The sequence below is a fragment of the Pseudomonas sp. YQ_6 genome, from assembly GCF_043103245.1.
Classification (GTDB): domain Bacteria; phylum Pseudomonadota; class Gammaproteobacteria; order Pseudomonadales; family Pseudomonadaceae; genus Aquipseudomonas; species Aquipseudomonas alloputida.
Window position 1 is genome coordinate 38,073 of record NZ_JBICJR010000038.1, and the last position, 21,065, is coordinate 59,137.

At 60.6% G+C, this 21,065-nt stretch carries 16 protein-coding genes and 1 tRNA gene; 14 read left to right on the top strand and 3 right to left on the bottom strand.

The genetic code is table 11. The features are described 5' to 3' along the window. Nucleotides 1–132: 132 nt before the first annotated feature. From apaG to ACF8FG_RS12045, 7 genes are all read left to right on the top strand, one after another. On the top strand, nt 133–513 hold the full coding sequence (gene apaG / locus ACF8FG_RS12015; protein WP_003255559.1) for a Co2+/Mg2+ efflux protein ApaG: 381 nt from the start codon (nt 133–135) through the stop codon (nt 511–513). Further along, complete coding sequence (locus ACF8FG_RS12020) at nt 513–1,379, top strand: symmetrical bis(5'-nucleosyl)-tetraphosphatase (RefSeq protein ID WP_014589444.1); 867 nt, start codon at nt 513–515, stop codon at nt 1,377–1,379. The genes apaG and ACF8FG_RS12020 overlap by 1 nt, the downstream gene beginning before the upstream one ends. A 14-nt stretch (nt 1,380–1,393) precedes the next feature. Next, the gene (glpE, locus tag ACF8FG_RS12025) at nt 1,394–1,726 is read left to right on the top strand and encodes a thiosulfate sulfurtransferase GlpE (RefSeq protein ID WP_010951742.1); all 333 of its coding nucleotides are present in this window, start codon (nt 1,394–1,396) and stop codon (nt 1,724–1,726) included. A gap of 282 nt (nt 1,727–2,008) precedes the next feature. Then, nucleotides 2,009–3,931, top strand: coding sequence for a PrkA family serine protein kinase (locus ACF8FG_RS12030; RefSeq protein ID WP_003255563.1), 1,923 nt, complete (start codon nt 2,009–2,011; stop codon nt 3,929–3,931). A 155-nt stretch (nt 3,932–4,086) separates the two neighbouring features. Further along, on the top strand, nt 4,087–5,358 hold the full coding sequence (locus ACF8FG_RS12035) for a YeaH/YhbH family protein (protein ID WP_003255564.1): 1,272 nt from the start codon (nt 4,087–4,089) through the stop codon (nt 5,356–5,358). Next, nucleotides 5,355–6,923, top strand: coding sequence for a SpoVR family protein (locus tag ACF8FG_RS12040; RefSeq protein WP_010951740.1), 1,569 nt, complete (start codon nt 5,355–5,357; stop codon nt 6,921–6,923). Before ACF8FG_RS12035 ends, ACF8FG_RS12040 begins: the two co-directional genes overlap by 4 nt. Before the next feature lie 55 nt (nt 6,924–6,978). After that, on the top strand, nt 6,979–8,085 hold the full coding sequence (locus tag ACF8FG_RS12045) for a multifunctional CCA addition/repair protein (RefSeq protein ID WP_134698178.1): 1,107 nt from the start codon (nt 6,979–6,981) through the stop codon (nt 8,083–8,085). A 248-nt stretch (nt 8,086–8,333) separates the two neighbouring features. Here the strand turns inward: ACF8FG_RS12045 and folK are convergent, their stop codons facing one another. Together folK and folB are read right to left on the bottom strand one after the other, a co-directional pair. Further along, entirely contained in the window at nt 8,334–8,843 is a 510-nt protein-coding gene (folK, locus tag ACF8FG_RS12050) for a 2-amino-4-hydroxy-6-hydroxymethyldihydropteridine diphosphokinase (protein ID WP_003255569.1), read from the bottom strand. Continuing rightward, complete coding sequence (gene folB / locus ACF8FG_RS12055) at nt 8,834–9,190, bottom strand: dihydroneopterin aldolase (protein WP_004576188.1); 357 nt, start codon at nt 9,188–9,190, stop codon at nt 8,834–8,836. The genes folK and folB overlap by 10 nt, the downstream gene beginning before the upstream one ends. A gap of 74 nt (nt 9,191–9,264) precedes the next feature. Here folB and plsY point away from each other — a divergent pair, with 74 nt between their 5' ends. Continuing rightward, nucleotides 9,265–9,834 carry a glycerol-3-phosphate 1-O-acyltransferase PlsY gene (gene plsY, locus ACF8FG_RS12060; protein ID WP_010951737.1) on the top strand — a complete coding sequence of 190 codons (570 nt, stop codon included), beginning with the start codon at nt 9,265–9,267 and terminating at the stop codon, nt 9,832–9,834. A 17-nt stretch (nt 9,835–9,851) separates the two neighbouring features. Here plsY and tsaD read toward each other — a convergent pair whose 3' ends face one another. Beyond that, nucleotides 9,852–10,877 carry a tRNA (adenosine(37)-N6)-threonylcarbamoyltransferase complex transferase subunit TsaD gene (gene tsaD, locus ACF8FG_RS12065; protein WP_014589440.1) on the bottom strand — a complete coding sequence of 342 codons (1,026 nt, stop codon included), beginning with the start codon at nt 10,875–10,877 and terminating at the stop codon, nt 9,852–9,854. Nucleotides 10,878–11,081: 204 nt separating this feature from the next. Between tsaD and rpsU the strand changes: the two genes are divergently transcribed. The 6 genes from rpsU (at nt 11,082) to ACF8FG_RS12095 (ending at nt 21,011) form a co-directional block, all read left to right on the top strand. Further along, a complete protein-coding gene (gene rpsU / locus ACF8FG_RS12070) occupies nt 11,082–11,297 on the top strand; it encodes a 30S ribosomal protein S21 (protein WP_003255575.1) in 216 nt (71 codons plus the stop codon). Between the two features lie 305 nt (nt 11,298–11,602). Beyond that, nucleotides 11,603–13,585, top strand: coding sequence for a DNA primase (gene dnaG / locus ACF8FG_RS12075; protein ID WP_010951735.1), 1,983 nt, complete (start codon nt 11,603–11,605; stop codon nt 13,583–13,585). A 67-nt stretch (nt 13,586–13,652) separates the two neighbouring features. Next, nucleotides 13,653–15,503 carry an RNA polymerase sigma factor RpoD gene (gene rpoD, locus ACF8FG_RS12080; protein WP_003255578.1) on the top strand — a complete coding sequence of 617 codons (1,851 nt, stop codon included), beginning with the start codon at nt 13,653–13,655 and terminating at the stop codon, nt 15,501–15,503. Between the two features lie 127 nt (nt 15,504–15,630). After that, nucleotides 15,631–19,374 carry a bifunctional diguanylate cyclase/phosphodiesterase gene (locus ACF8FG_RS12085; protein WP_014589437.1) on the top strand — a complete coding sequence of 1,248 codons (3,744 nt, stop codon included), beginning with the start codon at nt 15,631–15,633 and terminating at the stop codon, nt 19,372–19,374. A gap of 16 nt (nt 19,375–19,390) precedes the next feature. Continuing rightward, nucleotides 19,391–19,467, top strand: a tRNA-Ile gene (locus ACF8FG_RS12090). Between the two features lie 482 nt (nt 19,468–19,949). Beyond that, on the top strand, nt 19,950–21,011 hold the full coding sequence (locus ACF8FG_RS12095) for a tyrosine-type recombinase/integrase (protein ID WP_392518811.1): 1,062 nt from the start codon (nt 19,950–19,952) through the stop codon (nt 21,009–21,011). Nucleotides 21,012–21,065: the final 54 nt, after the last annotated feature.

Sequence of the window (21,065 nt, forward strand, 5' to 3'; positions counted from 1 at the left end):
CCTTGTAGGAGCGGGTTTACCCGCGAAGAGGCCGGTACAGGTAACACACCCCCCAAGCCCGATCACCGCTGGCCCTCCCCCCTCCCAATGGCCTAGACTGCATTATTGCGTCAGTTCGCCCAAGGCCCTTGCATGTCCGACCCCCGCTATCAAATCGACGTCAGCGTCGTGACCCGCTACCTGAAAGAACAATCCGACCCCGAAAACAGTCGCTTCGCTTTCGCCTACACCATTACCGTGCAGAACAACGGCTCGCTCAGTGCCAAGTTGCTGTCGCGCCACTGGCTGATCACCAACGGTGACGGCGAGGTTGAGGAAGTACGCGGCGCCGGCGTGGTTGGCCAGCAACCCAACATCGACCCTGGCCAGAGCCACACTTACAGCAGTGGTGCCGTCATCAGCACCCGCGTTGGCACCATGCAGGGCAGCTACCAGATGTTCGCCGAAGACGGTAAGCGCTTCGACGCAGAGATTGCCCCCTTCCGGCTGGCAGTGCCCGGAGCGCTGCACTGATGGCCACCTACGCCGTCGGTGACCTGCAGGGCTGCCTGCAGCCACTCAAATGCCTGCTCGATCGCGTCAGTTTCAACCCCGCCGTCGACCGCCTGTGGCTGGTCGGCGACCTGGTCAACCGCGGCCCCGAGTCACTGGAAACCCTGCGCTTCCTGTACTCGATCCGTCATTCACTGGTCTGCGTGCTGGGCAACCATGACCTGCACCTGCTGGCCGCCTGGCACAACGTCGAGCGCCTCAAGAAAAGCGACACACTGCGCGAGATCATCGAAGCGCCGGACGCCGACCAGCTGTTCGACTGGCTGCGCCAGCAAAAGCTGCTGCATTACGACGAGCCCCGCGGCATCGCCTTGGTTCACGCCGGCATACCGCCACAATGGACCCTTGGCAAAGCCCTGGAGCTCGCTGCCGAGGTCGAGGAAGTGCTGCGTGACGACACCCGCCTGCAGCTGTACCTCGACGGCATGTATGGCAACGAGCCGAACAAGTGGAGCAAGAACCTCGCCGGCGTCGAACGCCTGCGGGTCATCACCAACTACTTCACCCGCATGCGCTTCTGCACGGCCGATGGCAAACTCGACCTCAAGAGCAAGGAAGGCCTGGGTAGCGCGCCCAAAGGCTACAAAGCCTGGTACGCGCACAAGGACCGCCGCTCACGCCACGTGAAGATCATCTTTGGCCATTGGGCCGCTCTGCAGGGTGAGGTCACCGAGCCCGACGTCATCGCCCTGGACACTGGCTGCGTATGGGGCGGCGCCATGACCCTGTACAACGTCGACAGCGGCCAATACCACCGCTGCGACTGCGCCGACGACGGCACCCTGCGCCAGCCGGCACAACCCACTACACTCAACGACCACACCTGAAGGAAGTAGTACCCATGAGCGAATTCAAGCGCATCCCTCCTGAGCAGGCCTTGGAGCTTCGCAAGAAAGAAGGTGCGGTCGTCGTCGACATTCGCGACCCGCAGGCCTTTGCCGCCGGCCACATCACCGGCGCCCGGCACCTGGATAACCACTCGGTCGCTGATTTCATCCGCAACGCCGACCTCGACGCGCCAACCCTGGTGGTCTGCTATCACGGCAATTCCAGCCAAAGTGCTGCCGCCTACCTGGTAGGCCAGGGTTTCTCCGACGTGTACAGCGTGGACGGCGGCTTCGAACTGTGGCGCGCGACCTACCCGGCCGAGACCGCCCAGGGCAACGCTGAATAATTTTTTATTTTCCCCTGCAGCCCGTGCCCCGCGCGGGCTTGCGGCTTATCTGACGAACGGTCGTTCGTAACTTCTGCCTTTCTCGCCCCTTTACCTTGCAGATAACCAACTACGCTTAAGCTCAGGCCATCCAAAAAGGGGAGAGCCGGTACACCGGCGTGCGGGTCATCGGTAGCGTTACAGGGTGTTCTGGGGGGTATACAGCAATCGGCCAACCCGGTTGCATGCCAGCATCAGCTGACTGATCCGGCGTCGTCTCCACGTATCGAGCGAGGTGACGTCATGAGTATTTTTAGCCACTTCCAACAACGTTTCGAGTCTACGCGCCAGGAAGAACTCTCGCTGCAGGAGTACCTCGAGCTGTGCAAAGAGGATCGCAGTGCCTACGCATCGGCGGCCGAACGGCTGTTGCTGGCCATCGGTGAGCCAGAGCTGATCGACACCTCTACCAACTCCAGGCTGTCGCGCATCTTTTCCAACAAGGTTATCCGCCGCTATCCGGCCTTTGCCGACTTCCATGGCATGGAAGAGTGCATCGACCAGATAGTGTCGTACTTCCGCCACGCCGCCCAAGGCCTGGAAGAGAAGAAACAGATCCTCTATCTGCTGGGCCCGGTAGGCGGCGGCAAGTCCTCGCTGGCGGAAAAACTCAAGCAGCTGATGGAAAAGGTGCCCTTCTACGCGATCAAGGGCTCGCCGGTATTCGAGTCACCTCTGGGCTTGTTTAATGCCACCGAAGATGGGGCCATTCTCGAGGAAGAGTTCGGCATCCCACGGCGCTACCTCAACACCATCATGTCGCCTTGGGCCACCAAGCGCCTGCAGGAGTTTGGCGGTGACATCTCCAAGTTCAAGGTGGTGAAGCTGTACCCGTCGATTCTTAACCAGATCGCCATTGCCAAGACCGAACCCGGCGATGAAAACAACCAGGACATCTCGGCCCTGGTCGGCAAGGTCGATATCCGCAAACTTGAGGAATACCCGCAGAACGACGCCGATGCCTATAGCTACTCGGGCGCGCTGTGCCGGGCCAACCAGGGCCTGATGGAATTCGTCGAAATGTTCAAGGCGCCGATCAAGGTCCTGCACCCCTTGCTCACCGCCACCCAGGAAGGCAACTACAACAGTACCGAAGGCCTTGGTGCGATCCCCTATACCGGTATTCTGCTGGCGCACTCCAACGAATCGGAGTGGCACACCTTCCGTAACAACAAGAACAACGAAGCGTTCATCGACAGGATCTATATCGTCAAGGTGCCGTACTGCCTGCGGGTCAGCGATGAAATCAAGATCTACGACAAACTGCTGGTCAACAGCTCGCTGTCCAAGGCCCACTGTGCGCCAGATACGCTCAAGATGCTGGCTCAGTTCACTGTGCTTTCGCGCCTGAAAGAGCCCGAGAACTCCAATATCTATTCCAAGATGCGCGTTTACGACGGGGAAAACCTCAAGGACACCGATCCCAAGGCCAAGTCGATTCAGGAATACCGGGACTCTGCGGGTGTCGACGAAGGCATGAACGGACTGTCGACTCGCTTCGCCTTCAAGATCCTGTCCAAGGTGTTCAACTTCGACCCACACGAAATTGCCGCCAACCCGGTGCACCTGCTGTATGTCCTCGAACAGCAGATCGAACAGGAACAATTCCCGGCTGAAGTGCGCGAACGCTATCTGCGCTACCTGAAGGAATACCTGGCACCGCGCTACATCGAGTTTATCGGCAAGGAAATCCAGACCGCCTACCTGGAGTCCTACAGCGAATACGGCCAGAACATCTTCGACCGCTACGTGCTGTATGCAGACTTCTGGATTCAGGATCAGGAATACCGCGACCCGGAAACTGGCGAAATTCTCAACCGAATTGCGCTCAACGAGGAATTGGAAAAGATCGAGAAACCGGCTGGCATCAGCAACCCGAAAGACTTCCGCAACGAGATCGTCAACTTCGTACTGCGCGCACGCGCCAACAACAATGGCAAGAATCCAAGCTGGCTGAGTTATGAAAAGCTGCGGGTCGTGATCGAGAAGAAAATGTTCTCCAACACCGAAGACCTGCTGCCGGTCATCAGCTTCAACGCCAAGGCCAGCAAAGAGGACCAGAAGAAACACAACGACTTCGTCACCCGGATGGTGGAGCGTGGCTATACCGACAAACAGGTACGCCTGCTGTCGGAATGGTACCTGCGGGTCAGGAAATCGCAATAAAGCGGCAAGCTACGAGCCGCAAGCTGCAAGCTGCCTGGCGTTGGCATTGCTGCCCGCGTCACAGCTTGCAGCGGCGGTGGCTGCTCTTTCTTGCAGCTTGAAGCTTGTGGCTTGCAGCTTGTGGGTTGCAGCTGCATCCAGTCACCGGAGGGACCATGAGCTACGTTATAGACCGACGCCTGAACGGCAAGAACAAGAGCACGGTCAACCGCCAGCGCTTCCTGCGGCGGTACCGCGAACATATCAAGAAGGCCGTCGAAGAGGCGGTGAGCCGCCGTTCCATCATGGATATGGAACACGGCGAGCAGATCAGTATTCCCGGGCGCGACATCGACGAACCGGTCTTGCATCATGGTCGTGGGGGCAAACAGACCATCGTGCATCCTGGCAACAAAGAATTCACTGCCGGTGAACACATCCCACGGCCGCAAGGCGGTGGAGGTGGCGGCGGTCGCGGCAAGGCCGGCAATTCCGGCGAGGGCATGGACGAGTTCGTCTTCCAGATCACCCAGGAAGAATTTCTCGAATTCATGTTCGAAGACCTTGAGCTACCCAACCTGGTCAAACGTCACCTGACGGGCGCCGACACCTTCAAGACCGTTCGCGCCGGCATCGCCAACGAAGGCAACCCGTCACGCATCAACATCGTGCGCACCCTGCGCTCGGCCCATGCCCGGCGTATCGCCCTGACCGGCAGCAGCCGCGCCCTGCTGCGCGAAGCACAAAAGGAACTCGATCGCCTGCGGGTCGAAGAACCAGACAATTTCACCGATATTCAGGAAGTCGAACAGGAAATCGAGCGCCTGAAGGCACGTATCAACCGCTTGCCCTTCCTCGACACCTTCGACCTCAAGTACAACCTGCTGGTCAAGCAACCCAACCCCAGCTCGAAGGCAGTGATGTTCTGCCTGATGGACGTATCCGGCTCGATGACCCAGGCCACCAAGGACATCGCAAAGCGCTTCTTCATCCTGCTGTACCTGTTCCTCAAGCGTAACTACGAGCGCATCGAAGTCGTGTTCATTCGCCACCACACCAGTGCCCGGGAAGTCGATGAAGAAGAGTTCTTCTACTCGCGGGAAACCGGCGGCACCATCGTCTCCAGTGCCCTCAAGCTGATGCAGGAGATCATGGCCGAGCGCTACCCGGCCAGCGACTGGAACATCTATGCCGCGCAGGCTTCTGATGGCGACAACTGGAACGACGACTCGCCCATCTGCCGCGACATCCTCTCCAAACAGATCATGCCGCATGTGCAGTACTACACTTACGTTGAGATCACCCCCCGTGAACACCAGGCGCTGTGGTATGAATACGAGCGTATCGGAGATGCTTTCCCCGACACGTTCGCCCAGCAGCAGTTGGTATCGGCCGGCGATATCTACCCGGTCTTCCGTGAACTCTTCCAGCGCAGGTTAGCCACATGACCGCCAGAGCACAGAGACGCCAACCCATTTCCACTGGGTCCGAGTGGACGTTCGAGCTGATCCAGACCTACGACCGGGAAATCAGCCGCTTGGCCGAGCGTTACGCCCTGGACACCTACCCCAACCAGATTGAGGTCATCACTGCCGAGCAGATGATGGACGCCTACGCCTCTGTCGGCATGCCGCTGGGCTACCACCACTGGTCCTACGGCAAGCAGTTCCTCAGTACGGAAAAGTCCTACAGCCGCGGCCAGATGGGCCTGGCCTACGAGATCGTGATCAACTCCGACCCTTGTATCGCCTACCTGATGGAAGAAAACACCATGTGCATGCAGGCACTGGTGATTGCGCACGCCTGCTACGGCCATAACAGTTTTTTCAAAGGCAATTACCTGTTCCGCACCTGGACTGACGCCAGTTCGATCATCGACTATCTGGTGTTCGCCAAGCAGTACATCGCCCAGTGCGAAGAGCGCCACGGTATCGATGCTGTGGAGGACTTGATCGACTCCTGCCATGCCCTGATGAACTACGGTGTCGACCGCTACAAGCGGCCTTATCCTATTTCCGCCGAAGAAGAGCGGCGCCGGCAACAGGAGCGTGAAGAGCATCTTCAGCGTCAGATCAACGACCTTTGGCGGACAATTCCGAAAAATGCCGAAAAGGGTAACGACCGGGATGAGGGGCGCTTCCCCGCCGAACCGCAGGAAAACATCCTGTATTTCATCGAGAAGAACGCCCCGCTGCTCGAGCCCTGGCAGCGTGAAGTAGTGCGCATCGTGCGCAAGATCGCCCAGTACTTTTACCCGCAGCGCCAGACCCAGGTCATGAACGAGGGTTGGGCAACCTTCTGGCACTACACTCTGATGAACGACCTGTACGACGAAGGGCTGATTACCGAAGGCTTCATGATGGAGTTCTTGCAGTCGCACACCAGCGTGGTGTTCCAGCCCGGTTTCGACAGCCCGTACTACAGCGGCATCAACCCCTACGCACTGGGCTTTGCGATGTACACCGACATCCGCCGCATGTGCGAAAACCCCACCGAGGAAGATCGCCACTGGTTCCCCGAAATTGCCGGCAGCGACTGGCTTTCTACCATCAAGTTCGCCATGAGCAGCTTCAAGGACGAGAGCTTCATCCTGCAGTACCTGTCGCCCAAGGTGATGCGCGACCTCAAGCTCTTCAGCATCCTCGATGACGACCAGCGCGACGACCTGCTGGTGCCCGCCATCCATGATGAGGCCGGCTACCGGGTGATTCGGGAGCAGCTGGCAGCGCAGTACAACCTGGGCAACCGTGAACCGAACGTACAGATCTGGAGCGTCGACCGCCGCGGAGACCGCTCGCTGACCCTGCGACACCAGCAACACAACCGCAAACCGCTGGGCGACTCGACCGACGAAGTGCTCAAGCACCTGCATCGCCTGTGGGGCTTCGATATCCACCTGGAGACCGTGCAAGGCGAGCAAGTGATGAGTACTCACCACATGCCGCCGCGCGGCGAGCATAGCGAAAGCGCCGACTACGGCCGCATGGACCTGGCCGTTATCCACCACCTCTGATGCAACCCCATGACCGCCGACGGGTTATCCTGTCGGCAGTTATGGAGAGCTGCACATGCACATCTACAAAGTTGGCGGCGCCGTGCGCGACCGTTTGCTCGGCCGCCCTGTCAGCGATATCGACTGGCTGGTGGTGGGCGCCACCGTCGAAGAAATGCTCGCCAAGGGCTATCGGCCGGTCGGAGCCGATTTCCCGGTGTTCCTGCACCCGAAAACCGGTGAGGAATACGCCCTGGCGCGCACCGAGCGCAAGAGTGGGCGAGGCTACGGCGGGTTCACTTTTCACGCCAGCCCCGACGTAACCCTGGAAGAGGACCTGATCCGCCGCGACCTCACCATCAATGCGATGGCCGAGGATGAGGCGGGCACGGTCTACGACCCCTACCAAGGCAAGAACGATCTGGATCAACGCCTGCTACGCCATGTTTCCCCGGCATTCGCCGAAGATCCTTTGCGGGTGCTGCGCGTTGCACGCTTTGCTGCCCGTTACGCACCACTGGGGTTCCGGGTTGCCGATGAAACCTTGGCGCTGATGCGCCAGATCAGCGCCTCAGGCGAACTGCAGGCACTCACTGCCGAACGCAGCTGGAAGGAAATCGAGCGCGCGCTGATGGAAGTGCAACCGCAGGTATTCTTCAAGGTGCTGAGCGCGTGTGGGGCCCTACAGGAGCTGCTGCCTGAGCTCGATGACGGCTCCCGGACATTGGCGGCACTGGAGCAGGCGGCGGCGCACGAACAACCGCTGCACGTGCGCTGGGCCTGCCTGTTGCGAGGGTTGCCACCGACATCGATCAAAGCCGTCAACCAGCGCCTGAAGGCACCGCGAGAGTGCCAGGAACTGGCCATGCTGGCCGGGGAATGCCTGGCGCAGGGTAATCAGGCGCTAGAACTGCCTGCCACGGCACTGCTGGAGCTGTTGCAGAAGTTCGATGTTTACCGACGACCGCAGCGATTTGAGGATTTTCTGGCCGTTTGTGAGATGGCGGCGCGGGGCGATGGCAAGCAGGGTTACCCACAGGCCGATTACCTGCGAGGCGCAGCAGCGGCGGCGCGAGCGGTGGATGTGAAGCCGTTGGTGCAAGCCGGGCTGACGGGTCAGGCGCTGGGCGAGGCACTCAAAGGTGAACGGCTGAAAGCGCTCGAGGCTTACCAGCGCGGTTAGACCTACCGGCCTCTTCGCGGGTAAACCCGCTCCTACAGGGGCACACATCGAGGTTTGGGCACAGCCCGTTGTAGGAGCGGGTTTACCCGCGAAAGGGCCGGACCTGCTGGCCAATTTCCACCCGCGGTTCACCGTCGCAGCCGCCACCGTATTCGCGGGTAAACCCGCTCCTACAGGGGGCACACATCAGAGGTTGGGCTCAGCCCGTTGTAGGAGCGGGTTTACCCCGCGAAGAGGCCGATACAGGCTCAAGCGGGCGTCAACTGCAACCCGCGCCACTCAAAGGCCACCGGGGCCAGTACCTGATCGATCTGCGCTTCCTGCCACAGCTGCGCCATGCGCTTGCCCACCCCCGGATGCACCAGGTCGGGCGCCAGCAACGACAGCGGCCACAGCACAAAAGCGTTCTTCAGGATCTCGGCACGGGGCAATACCAGCCCATCGAAGGTACCGTGCAAATCGTCATACATCAGCACGTCGATATCCAGCGGCAACCCTTTGCGGTCAGGTGCATAGCGGCCATTGTCGGCCTCGATGAACTTCAGCCGGCGGTCCAGCTCGATCAACGGCAACGCGGTTTGCCCCGTTACCACGAAGTTGATGAACGGCCCGCTCTTGATGCCCACCGCCTGGCTTTCGAAGGCCGGCGAACAGCGCATGTCAGTCAGGATGCCAGCCAACGCATCGAGCCCGGCGCACAAATGCGCCTCACGGTCGATGTTGCTGCCCAGGCCCAGGTAAACCGTGCTCAGAGACATCCGCGCTCGATCTCCACGCCAACACCACCACGGGCCGCCGGCACCGCACCCGGCTTGGTCAGCTTCAAGCGCACCCAAGGGATGTGGAACTCGTCCATCAGGGTTGCCACCAGGCGCTCGGCAAATGTCTCAACTAGTTCGAAACGGGCCTGTTCGGCAAACGCCTGGATGCGCGCCGACACACTGGCGTAATCCAGCGCCAGGTTCAGGTCGTCTCCGGCGGCGGCCGGGCGGTTGTCCCAGGCAAAGCTCAGGTCCAGGCGCAAGCACTGGCGAATATCCCGCTCCCAGTCATAGGCACCGATGACGGTATCGACTTCCAGGCCTTCGATGAACACTCTGTCCAAGCACTTCTCTCCACAGCACGACAAGGGCGACTGGCGCCGTTAGAATCAGGGCGTCCTCGCCCGGAATAGTTAGCATGTTTTGGTTACTGGCGTTGCTCGCCTACCTGCTCGGCTCGCTGTCCTTCGCCATTGTTCTCAGCCGCCTCTCGGGCAGCCCGGACCCGCGTTCCAGCGGCTCAGGCAATGCCGGCGCCACCAACATGCTCCGCCTGGCAGGCCGTAAACTGGCGATCCTGACCCTGCTAGGCGACCTGTGCAAGGGCCTTTTGCCGGTATTGCTCGCCCGCGCTGCCGGGCTGGACCTGCACGCGCAGGCCTGGGTGGGCATATGCGCAGTGCTGGGCCACCTGTTCCCCCTGTACTTCCGTTTCAAGGGCGGCAAGGGCGTGGCGACGGCTGCCGGCATGCTCATGGCCCTGTACTTTCCGGCCGCGCTGCTGGCCATCGGCGCCTGGCTGCTGACCTTCTACCTCACGCGCACCAGCTCACTGGCCGCGCTGATTGCCACGCCACTCACCTTGCCATTGCTGGCCTGGCGCGAGCCCGAGGCCCTGCTGCCGATCAGCGTACTGACTGTGATGATCGTGTGGCGCCACCGCAACAACCTGCGCGACTTGTTTGCAGGGCGCGAACGGCACTTCTGAACCTTCGACGCGCTACCTTACAGCGGCGGCAACTGTTCCATCGGCCAGCGTGCCTGCACGCTGATCGCCAGGTCTTGCTGCTGCCCGGCCAGCAGGCGCTGGCAACCGGCGTAGGCGATCATCGCACCATTGTCGGTACAGAATTGCGGGCGCGCGTAGTACACGTTGCCCTTGATGCTACCGAGCATGTCCTCCAGGGACGCGCGCAGGGCCTTGTTGGCACTCACGCCACCCGCGATGACCAGCCGCTTGAGGCCGGTCTGCTTGAGCGCCCGCTTGCACTTGATGGTCAAAGTCTCCACCACCGCCTGCTGGAATGCCAGGGACAGGTCGCAACGGGTTTGCTCACTGTCGTCGCCAGCATTCCTGCATTGCTGCCAGGTGTTCAGGGCGAAGGTCTTGAGGCCACTGAAGCTGAATTCCAGGCCTGGCCGATCGGTCATTGGCCGCGGGAACACGAAGCGCCCAGGCACACCTTGCTCGGCCAGACGCGCGATTTCCGGACCACCAGGGTAATTGAGGCCGATCAGCTTGGCGGTCTTGTCGAACGCTTCACCGGCAGCATCGTCCAGGCTTTCGCCCAACAGTTCGTACTGACCGATGCCATCGACCCGAACCAGCTGGGTATGCCCACCGGAAACCAACAAAGCGACGAACGGAAACTCGGGCGGGTTTTCTTCCAGCATGGGCGCCAGCAGGTGCCCCTCCATGTGGTGCACACCGATCGCCGGGATGTCCCAGGCAAAGGCCAGCGCCTGGGCGCAGGAAGCGCCCACCAGCAAGGCGCCGACCAGGCCGGGGCCCGCGGTATAGGCGATGGCGTCGATTTCGGTGGCAACGCAGCCTGCCTCGTCTAGCACCTGGCGGATGAGCGGCAGCATGCGCTTGACGTGATCACGCGAGGCAAGCTCGGGCACCACGCCGCCGAAGACGCGGTGCAGGTCGATCTGGCTGAACAGTGCGTCGGCCAACAAACCGCGTTCACTGTCGTATAATGCGACGCCGGTTTCGTCGCAGGATGTTTCCAATCCCAGTACTAGCATGGGCTCGTCCCTTGTGGGGGCTGAATTCGAAGCCGCGCATGATAGTCCCCGTGTCGGGTGCCGACCAGCGGTTTTCGATCAGAGGCTTTGCATTCCGGCTTGCTAAGGGTTAACATCCGCAACCCTTGAAAACCGACGTTCTCCAGCACACCTTTGTTTTGCCAGGAGCACGTCTACCCCGGTAATGAATTAAGGTAGCCCTGGATGCCAGCCGTCAAAGTTAAAGAGAACGAACCCTTCGACGTAGCTCTGCGTCGTTTCAAGCGCTCCTGCGAAAAAGCCGGTGTACTGGCTGAAGTTCGTAGCCGCGAGTTTTACGAGAAGCCGACCGCAGAGCGTAAGCGCAAAGCAGCTGCTGCTGTTAAGCGTCACGCCAAGAAAGTTCAGCGCGAACAGCGCCGCGCCGTTCGTCTGTACTAATACAGACGTTCAACGCAAAGCTTCTGCCCTGCCCGGCTAACCCCCGGGCGATGGCAGTGGTCGTTTCAAACTTGAGCAGCTAGCTCAAGGCCCTGCACAAGCTTCATGCGAACTGCATCATGGGCAACCTGCCTGAAACGTCAGAGCTGGTCCTCCTTAGCTGTATGACCAGACGTGCACGTCCGACTGACGAGCCCTTAGGGGCTGGCGACGAGCACACATTCCCTCGCACTTCCCCAAGCAGCACTCGCCCCCTACGGCGCGTGAGCGATTAGACTTGCCAGTTGCCAGATAACGAGACTGCCATGGCCGGGCTGATTCCCCAGAGTTTCATTGACGACCTGATCAACCGCCTCGACATCGTCGACGTGGTGAGTTCGCGTGTCCAGCTGAAAAAAACCGGCAAGAACTACTCCGCCTGCTGCCCGTTCCACAAAGAAAAAACCCCGTCCTTCACGGTCAGCCCCGACAAGCAGTTCTACTACTGCTTCGGCTGTGGCGCCGGTGGCAACGCCTTGGGCTTTGTCATGGACCACGACAACCTGGACTTTCCCCAGGCCGTCGAGGAACTGGCCCGCGCCGCCGGCATGGAAGTGCCCCGCGAGCAAGGCCGCCGCGACCAGAAGCCGCGCCAGCCCACTGACTCGCCACTGTACCCGTTACTGGACGCCGCCTCGGAGTTCTACCGCCAGGCCCTGCGCAGTCACCCGTCCCGCAAGGCAGCGGTGGACTACCTCAAGGGGCGCGGCCTGTCCGGGGAAATTGCCCGCGACTTCGGCCTGGGCTTTGCCCCACCCGGCTGGGACAACCTGCTCAAGCACCTGGGTGCCGACACCCTGCAGCAGAAGGTGATGATCGATGCCGGCCTGCTGATCGAGAACGCCGAGAGCGGCAAGCGCTACGACCGCTTCCGCGACCGGGTGATGTTCCCGATACGTGACAGCCGCGGGCGCATCATCGCCTTCGGTGGCCGGGTGCTCGGCGACGACAAGCCCAAGTACCTGAACTCCCCGGAAACCCCGGTGTTCCACAAGGGGCAGGAGCTGTACGGGCTGTACGAGGCGCGCAAGCACAACCGCAACCTCGACGAGATCATCGTCGTCGAGGGCTACATGGACGTCATTGCCCTGGCCCAGCAAGGCCTGCGCAATGCCGTGGCCACCCTTGGCACCGCCACCAGCGAAGAGCACCTCAAGCGCCTGTTCCGCGTGGTGCCCAGCGTGCTGTTCTGTTTTGACGGCGACCAGGCTGGGCGCAAGGCGGCCTGGCGCGCACTGGAATCGACATTGTCGAACCTGCAGGACGGCCGTCGCGCGCGCTTCCTGTTCCTGCCCGAAGGCGAAGACCCGGACAGCCTGGTGCGTGCCGAAGGTACCGACGCCTTCATGGCCCGTATCAACCAGCATTCCCAACCGCTGGCCGACTACTTCTTCGAGCAACTTGGCGTCGAAGCCGACCCGCGCTCGCTGGAAGGCAAGGCGCATATGGCGACCTTGGCCGCACCGTTGATCGAAAAGATCCCCGGCGCCAACCTGCGCCAGCTGATGCGCAACCGCCTGAAGGAAATCACCGGCCTCGACCCGCAGCAGGTCGAGCAGCTGGCGCAACAAGCGCCGGCGACCAGCAGCATGCCGGACTACGACCCTGGCTACGACTACGACGCCATGGCCAGCTACACCCCCGACTACGGCGACATGCCGCAGCACGACTATGCCCCCGTTCATCAGGAGCAGGCATGGAAACCCAACAAGGGGGGCAGCAAGAAGCCGTGGAGCGACAAACCCTGGGACAAGAACCGCAAAGGCGGCAAGCCCTGGCAGCAACGCGACGAAGCACCTCCCCGCGTGCCAGCACCGGTCGAGCCGCCCACCCTGGCCGCGCTGCGCACCCTGCTGCACCACCCACTGCTGGCAGGCAAGGTGGAAGATGCCAGCCACTTCGCCGACGAAGAACACCTGTACAGCCAGCTGCTGGTGGCGTTGATCGAAGCCGCACAGAAAAATCCTGGGCTAAGCTCAATGCAGTTGATCGCACGTTGGCATGGCACCGAACAGGGCCGCCTGCTGCGGGCCCTGGCGGAAAAGGAATGGCTTATCGTGGCCGATAACCTTGAACAACAGTTTTTCGACACTATAACTAGCTTGTCCGCCCGCCAACGCGAGCGCAGCCTGGAACAATTGCTCAGGAAGTCACGTCAAAGCGAATTGACCAGCGAGGAAAAAACCCAGCTCCTCGCCCTGCTGAGCCGAAATGTTCCCGCACAAACGCCGACCTCATCTGGCGCGTGAGGCCCATGCTCGGGTATAATCCTCGGCTTGTTTTTTGCCCGCCAAGACCTTCAGTGGATAGGGTGTTATGTCCGGAAAAGCGCAACAGCAGTCTCGTATCAAAGAGTTGATCACCCGCGGTCGTGAGCAGGGCTACCTGACTTACGCGGAGGTCAACGACCACCTGCCTGAGGATATTTCAGATCCGGAACAGGTGGAAGACATCATCCGCATGATCAACGACATGGGGATCAACGTATTCGAGAGTGCTCCGGATGCGGATGCCCTTCTGTTGGCGGAAGCCGACACCGATGAAGCCGCGGCCGAAGAAGCCGCTGCTGCATTGGCGGCAGTTGAAACCGATATCGGCCGCACGACCGACCCGGTGCGCATGTACATGCGCGAAATGGGTACTGTCGAGCTGCTGACCCGCGAAGGCGAGATCGAAATCGCCAAGCGTATCGAGGAAGGCATTCGTGAAGTCATGGGCGCTATCGCCCACTTCCCGGGCACTGTCGACTACATTCTCGGCGAATATGATCGCGTCACCACCGAGGGTGGCCGCCTGTCGGACGTTCTCAGCGGTTACATCGACCCTGACGACAACATTGCCGCGCCAACCGAAGAAGTGCCGATCCCAGGTGCCAAGGCCGCTGCGGCGAAGGAAGAGTCCGACGACGACGAAGAAGAATCCGAAAGCGGTGACGACGAGGAAGAGGCCGAGAGCGGCCCGGATCCGGTCGTCGCAGCCCAACGCTTCGGTGCGGTATCCGATCAGCTTCAGGCAACCTCCAAGGTCCTGAAGAAAAATGGTCGTAACCACAAGGAAAGCATCGAGGCCTTGCAGGCCCTGGCTGACCTGTTCATGCCGATCAAGCTGGTACCGAAGCAGTTCGAGGTACTGGTCGAGCGTGTCCGTGACGCCCTGAACCGTCTGCGACAGCAGGAACGCGCCATCATGCAGCTGTGCGTACGTGACGCCCGCATGCCGCGAGCCGACTTCCTGCGCATGTTCCCAAGCAACGAAACCGACCAGACCTGGAGCGGTGACCTGGCCAAGCGCAACACCAAGTGGGCTGCCGCCCTGGGTGAAAAGAACGCTGCCATCGTCGCTTGCCAGCAGAAGCTGATCGACCTTGAGACCGAAACCGGCCTGACCGTTGCCGAGATCAAGGAAATCAACCGTCGCATGTCGATCGGTGAAGCCAAGGCCCGCCGCGCCAAGAAAGAAATGGTCGAGGCGAACCTGCGTCTGGTGATTTCCATCGCCAAGAAGTACACCAACCGTGGCCTGCAGTTCCTCGACCTGATCCAGGAAGGCAACATCGGTCTGATGAAAGCGGTGGACAAGTTCGAATACCGTCGCGGCTACAAGTTCTCGACCTATGCCACCTGGTGGATCCGTCAGGCGATCACCCGTTCGATCGCCGACCAGGCACGCACCATCCGCATTCCGGTGCACATGATCGAGACGATCAACAAGCTCAACCGTATTTCCCGCCAGATGCTGCAGGAAATGGGTCGCGAACCGACTCCGGAAGAGCTGGGCGAGCGCATGGAAATGCCTGAGGACAAAATCCGCAAGGTACTGAAGATCGCCAAAGAGCCGATCTCCATGGAAACCCCGATCGGTGACGACGAAGATTCGCACTTGGGCGACTTCATCGAGGACTCGACCATGCAGTCCCCGATCGACGTGGCCACGGTCGAAAGCCTCAAGGAAGCCACCCGTGACGTGCTCTCGGGCCTGACTGCACGCGAAGCCAAGGTGCTGCGCATGCGTTTCGGTATCGACATGAACACCGACCACACCCTCGAAGAGGTGGGCAAGCAGTTTGACGTAACGCGTGAGCGGATCCGTCAGATCGAAGCGAAGGCGTTGCGCAAGCTGCGCCACCCGACTCGCAGCGAGCACCTGCGCTCCTTCCTCGACGAGTGATGACAAAACCCCGGCCCAGGCCGGGGTTTTTCTTTAGTGGCCCGAGACATAAAGCCCGCCTTCCGTTGCACACCAGCAGCAATGCCCGTCTACACTCGACTTCAGACCACCTGAGTGCGAGGCTGCCATGTCCTTGAAGCCGGCCATTCTGTTGCTGATCCTGATTTTATGGAACACAACGGCCGGCGCCCTGACCCTGACAGATGAGGAGAACGCCTGGCTGGCTGCCCACCCGCAGCTGAAACTGGGTGTAGACGCCTCTTGGCCACCGTTCGAGTTTCGCGACCAGGAGGGCCGGTACCAGGGATTGGCCGCCGACTACATCGCCATGATCCAGCAGCGCCTGGGCGTGACGTTCAAACCGGTCGAACCCAGCAGCTGGACCGAGGTGCTGGTGCAGGCGCGGGAAAGCCGTATCGACCTGCTGCCCGGCATCATGTCCACCCCCGAACGCCAGGGCTTCCTGGCTTTCACTCGCCCGTACCTCGACTTCCCCATTGTCATCCTCGCGCACAAAGGCGGCGCGCAACCGCGCAAGCTGGCTGACCTGTACGGCCTGAAAATTGCCGTGGTCGAGAACTACGCCCCGCACGAGTTGCTGCGTACCCACCACCCGGACCTCAACCTGGTTGCCCTGCCAAACGTCAGCTCCACGCTGCAAGCCCTGGCCACCGACCAAGTGGATGCCGTGGTCGGCGACCTCGCTTCCAGTATCTGGAGCCTGCGCCAACTCAAGCTCGACGGCCTCTACGTCAGCGGCGAAACGCCCTACCGCTACCAGTTGGCGATGGCCGTTCCCCGCGACAAGAGCGTACTGGTCGGCATTCTCGACAAAGTGATGGCCGACATGAGCAGCAGCGAAATCAGCCAGATCCAGCAGCACTGGGTGGGCAATGTGGTCGACCAGCGGATGTTCTGGTCCGACCTGCTGGTGTATGGCCTGCCAACGGTGCTGTTGCTGATGGCTGTGCTGGCAGTGGTCATTCGCATCAACCGCCGGCTCAGCTCGGAAATTTCCCGGCGCATCGCCCTGGAGCAAGAACTGCGCAGCAGCGAATACCACTACCGCGGCCTGGTCGAGAGCCTGTCAGCGATCGCCTGGGAAGCCGATGCCAACGACTTCACCTACAGCTATGTTTCACCCCATGCCGAAGACCTGCTTGGCTACCCATTGAGTGACTGGCTCAGGCCCGGTTTCTGGCGCAGCATCCTGCACCCGGAGGACGCGCTCTGGGCCCAGGCCTACTGCGACAGCGAGACCGCAGCGGGGCGCGACCACAGCCTGGACTACCGGGTGATCCGGGCTGACGGTCAGCCACTCTGGGTACGCAACATCGTCAGCATGATCGAGCACGGCCACCAGCCAGTGATGCGCGGGCTGATGATCGACATCAGCGAAACCAAGCGCACTGAGGACGCCCTGCGCCTGTCCGAACAGAAGTTCGCCTCGGTATTCCAGCAGTGCCCCGATATCTTGCTGATCGCTCGCCACAGCGATGGCTGCCTGCTGGAGGTGAACGAGGCTTTCGAAGAGCAGATCGGCCTGCCCCCAGACCAGGTCATTGGCCGCACTGCCACCGACCTTGACCTGTGGGGCGTAGAGGGCAGTGGCCCGCTCCTGCTTGAAAGGTTGCACCAAGGGGGTATCCGTAACCTGGAAATGAGCTTCCGCCGCAGCAACGGCCAACTGTTCACTGGCCTGACTTCGGCTGAAACCTTCGAACTGGACGGCACGCCCGCGCTGGTAGTGGCAGTACGCGACATCAGCCAGCTCAAGGAGACCCAGCAGCAGCTGCAAACTTCAGAAGAAAAGTTCGCAAAGGCCTTCCACGCTTCGCCCGACGGCCTGCTGCTGTCGCGCCAGAGCGACGGTTTGCTGCTGGAGGTGAACGAAGGCTTCTGCCGCCTCACCGGCTACGACCTCAACCCAACCATCGACCAGACCTCGCTGGACCTGGGTATCTGGGTCGACCTCAACGAGCGCAAACGCCTGGTCGACCAGCTAAACCGCGACGGCTTCGTGCGCGACTTCACCTGCCATATCCGCCGCAGCGACGGGCAGATCCGACTGTGCGAGCTGTCTGCCCGCCCCCTGCCGATTACCGGCGTCGACTGCATGCTGACCATCGCCCGCGACATCACCGAGCGTCACCTGATGCAAGAAAAACTGCAGCTGGCCGCCACAGTGTTCGAGAACACTGCCGAAGGGGTGCTGATTACCGACATTGACCAGCGCATCAGTGCCGTCAACCGCGCCTTCAGCGAAATCACCGGCTACAGCGAGATCGAGGCCCTTGGCCAGACCCCGCGCCTGCTCGCCTCTGGCCAGCACGACAGCGCTTTCTACCTGGCCATGTGGCACCAGCTTACCGCCGAGGGCCACTGGCAGGGCGAAATCTACAACAAGCGCAAGAACGGCGAACTTTACCCAAGCTGGCTGACCATCAGCGCCGTGCGCAACAGCGACCGCGAGATCACCCACTTCGTGGCGGTTTTTGCAGACATCTCCAGCATCAAGCACGCCCAGGCCAAACTCGACTATCAGGCCCACCATGACCCGCTGACCGGCCTGCCCAATCGCACCTTGTTCGAAAACCGGCTGCAGGGCGTACTCACCTGCGCGCAGGTGTCCAACCGCCAAGGCGCAGTGCTGTTCCTGGACCTCGACCGCTTCAAGCACATCAACGACAGCCTTGGCCACCCGGTCGGCGACCTGCTGCTCAAGGGCATCGCCCAGCGCCTGAAAGAGCAGGTACGCGACGTTGACACCGTAGCCCGCCTGGGTGGCGACGAATTCATCATTCTGCTGCCCGGCTTGCACAAGCCCAGTGACGCCAGCACTATCGCCAACAAACTACTGGCCTGCTTCAACGCACCGTTCCAGGCCGGCGAGCATGAATTTTTCACCAGCGCCAGCATCGGCATCAGCCTCTACCCACAGGATGGCACCGACGTCTCCACACTCATCCGCAACGCCGACGCCGCCATGTACCGCTCCAAAGCCAAAGGCCGCAACCGCGTCGAAGCCTACACCCGCGACCTCACCGCCCAGGCCAGCGAGCGCATCGCCCTGGAGCATGAGCTGCGCCGGGCCGTCGAACGCAACGAAATGAGCCTGTGCTTCCAGCCCAAGCTCAGCCTGAAGACCCAGAGCCTGGTAGGTGCCGAAGCGCTGATCCGCTGGAGCCACCCGACCTTTGGTGAGGTACCGCCGGAACACTTCATCCACTTGGCGGAAGAGAACGGCACCATCCTGCAGCTCGGCGACTGGGTACTGGAGCAAGCCTGCCGGCAGATGCAGGCCTGGAAGCAGCACTACGAACCCTTCGGCCCGCTGTCGATCAACCTTGCCGGCGCCCAGCTGCGCCACCCGCACCTGGCACGGCGCATCGAACAACTGCTCAAGCACCATCAGCTGAAGGCCGGTGACCTGCAGTTGGAAATCACCGAAAACTTCATCATGAGCCAGGCAGAAGAGGCCCTGGCCGTGCTGTACCAACTGAAGAAACTCGGCGTACAGCTGGCCATCGATGACTTCGGCACCGGCTATTCCTCGCTCAGCTACCTCAAGCGCCTGCCGCTGGACATTCTCAAGATCGACAAGTCGTTCATCCGCGGCCTGCCCGACGATCCACACGACGCCGCCATCGCCCGGGCGATCATTGCCCTGGGCCGCAGCATGCAGTTGACCATCATTGCCGAAGGCGTGGAGAACCAGGCCCAGCAACGTTTTCTGGCGGCCGAGGGCTGCGAGCAGATCCAGGGTTACATCGTCAGCCTCCCGCTACCCCCAGAGGAATTCGCAGCCGCGTTTCTTCGCATAGCACTATCGGATCTTTCAGATGGCACAGGTGCGAAACCCTCGTTATAATCCGCCCACTTACTGAGGGCCTATAGCTCAGTCGGTTAGAGCAGAGGACTCATAATCCTTTGGTCCACGGTTCGAGTCCGTGTGGGCCCACCACCTTCAAAGCCGCGTCCTGCGCGGCTTTGTGCTTTCTACGGTCGTGGCACTCGGATCAGTCCTTTGGTCCAAAGGTACGAAAACGGTACAGCGCTGGCACGCCAGCCTACCTTTGGAGTCCTCTCAGATGCCCACGAACGTCAAAACACTCGCCTGTATTGGGAATGCCCTTCTCAGTGAAGCTGGCTGCCCCACCTCCCCCAATACCTTACCAACCAAGAGCAAAGCCGAGGACCTGGCATACCAAGCCGAAGGCAATATCGCGTGGAACATCTTCATCCAGCCCAGCGATATTGGTTCACCCTGGTTGGGATTTATTCCAAAGCGTCCATCTGATCCCCTCAGGACCGGAGGAGCCTCATTAGGGGCACTCCCTTTCCACTGTTAGGAAACACAGCACTGAACCACGGTTGATGGAAACGTCGACTCCACCGCTATTCAGCGCAGTTGCTAAACCAGCCTAACTTTGGAGCTCCAACCTGATGGCCACAATCGTCAAGACCACTGCCGGCACTTGGAAAGCGGTTATCCGCAAAACCGGCTGGCCAACGAACGCCAAGACCTTCCGAACCAAGCGCGACGCCGAGGACTGGGCTCGTCGCACAGAAGACGAGATGGTACGTGGCGTCTACATACAGCGCAGCGGTTCCGAGCGCATGACGCTTGAGAAAGCTCTGGGCCGCTATCTTCGTGAGGTCACTCCCACGAAGAAACCCACCACGCAGAAGGCCGAGGCCACCAAAGCGCAACAACTAATTCAGCATTTGGGAAAATACTCCCTCGCAGCCCTCTCTGCAGACATCATTGCCGACTACCGCGACACTCGGCTTGCCTCCCTTACCAAGCGCAAACGCCCAACCAGCAATAACACTGTCAGACTTGAGCTGGCTCTGCTCAGCCACCTCTTCACAATAGCGATCCAAGAATGGGGGCTTGGCCTGACATTCAATCCAGTCCTGAACATTCGCAAACCGAGTCCAGGCGAAGGTAGGGACAGGCGTTTGTCCCAGGATGAGGAGCGACGCCTTCTGACTGCCGTGAACAATCACAGCAACCCTATGCTGGGCTGGATCGTTTGCATCGCACTGGAATCCGGCATGCGTTCATCAGAAATCACTGGCCTTCTTTGCCATCAGGTCGATCTGAAAAAGCGCGTTGCGCGTCTTTCCGATACCAAAAACAACAGCGCCCGCACCGTACCACTTACCAAGCTCGCCACAGAAGCCTTTAGGCTGGCCCTGGAAAATCCTCTGCGCCCAGCGGACTGTAACCTGGTGTTCTTCGGTGAGCCTGGCAAGGACCATAAACGACGTCCTTATGCTTTCACCAAGACGTGGGGCTTGATCAAACAGCGTCTCGGTCTAGCAGACCTACGCTTTCACGATCTGCGCCATGAGGCCGTTAGTCGCCTTGTTGAAGGAGGGCTATCTGACCAAGAGGTCTCAGCTATATCCGGCCATAGGTCCATGCAAATGGTCCGTCGTTACACGCATCTTCGAGCGGAGGATCTCGTTTCTAAGCTGGATCGCATCCAGCAGAACTAGTTGCCTGGATTTCCGGTTTAGCATGCGAAAGTAGTCGAAATTTCCCCTAGAGGC

Bases quoted from the DNA above. Each gene is read 5' to 3' on its own strand.
- apaG (WP_003255559.1), top strand. From the start codon at position 133: ATGTCCGACCCCCGCTATCAAATCGACGTCAGCGTCGTGACCCGCTAC.
- ACF8FG_RS12020 (WP_014589444.1), top strand. From the start codon at position 513: ATGGCCACCTACGCCGTCGGTGACCTGCAGGGCTGCCTGCAGCCACTC.
- glpE (WP_010951742.1), top strand. From the start codon at position 1,394: ATGAGCGAATTCAAGCGCATCCCTCCTGAGCAGGCCTTGGAGCTTCGC.
- ACF8FG_RS12030 (WP_003255563.1), top strand. From the start codon at position 2,009: ATGAGTATTTTTAGCCACTTCCAACAACGTTTCGAGTCTACGCGCCAG.
- ACF8FG_RS12035 (WP_003255564.1), top strand. From the start codon at position 4,087: ATGAGCTACGTTATAGACCGACGCCTGAACGGCAAGAACAAGAGCACG.
- ACF8FG_RS12040 (WP_010951740.1), top strand. From the start codon at position 5,355: ATGACCGCCAGAGCACAGAGACGCCAACCCATTTCCACTGGGTCCGAG.
- ACF8FG_RS12045 (WP_134698178.1), top strand. From the start codon at position 6,979: ATGCACATCTACAAAGTTGGCGGCGCCGTGCGCGACCGTTTGCTCGGC.
- folK (WP_003255569.1), bottom strand. From the start codon at position 8,843: ATGTCTCTGAGCACGGTTTACCTGGGCCTGGGCAGCAACATCGACCGT.
- plsY (WP_010951737.1), top strand. From the start codon at position 9,265: ATGTTTTGGTTACTGGCGTTGCTCGCCTACCTGCTCGGCTCGCTGTCC.
- tsaD (WP_014589440.1), bottom strand. From the start codon at position 10,877: ATGCTAGTACTGGGATTGGAAACATCCTGCGACGAAACCGGCGTCGCA.
- rpsU (WP_003255575.1), top strand. From the start codon at position 11,082: ATGCCAGCCGTCAAAGTTAAAGAGAACGAACCCTTCGACGTAGCTCTG.
- dnaG (WP_010951735.1), top strand. From the start codon at position 11,603: ATGGCCGGGCTGATTCCCCAGAGTTTCATTGACGACCTGATCAACCGC.
- rpoD (WP_003255578.1), top strand. From the start codon at position 13,653: ATGTCCGGAAAAGCGCAACAGCAGTCTCGTATCAAAGAGTTGATCACC.
- ACF8FG_RS12085 (WP_014589437.1), top strand. From the start codon at position 15,631: ATGTCCTTGAAGCCGGCCATTCTGTTGCTGATCCTGATTTTATGGAAC.
- ACF8FG_RS12095 (WP_392518811.1), top strand. From the start codon at position 19,950: ATGGCCACAATCGTCAAGACCACTGCCGGCACTTGGAAAGCGGTTATC.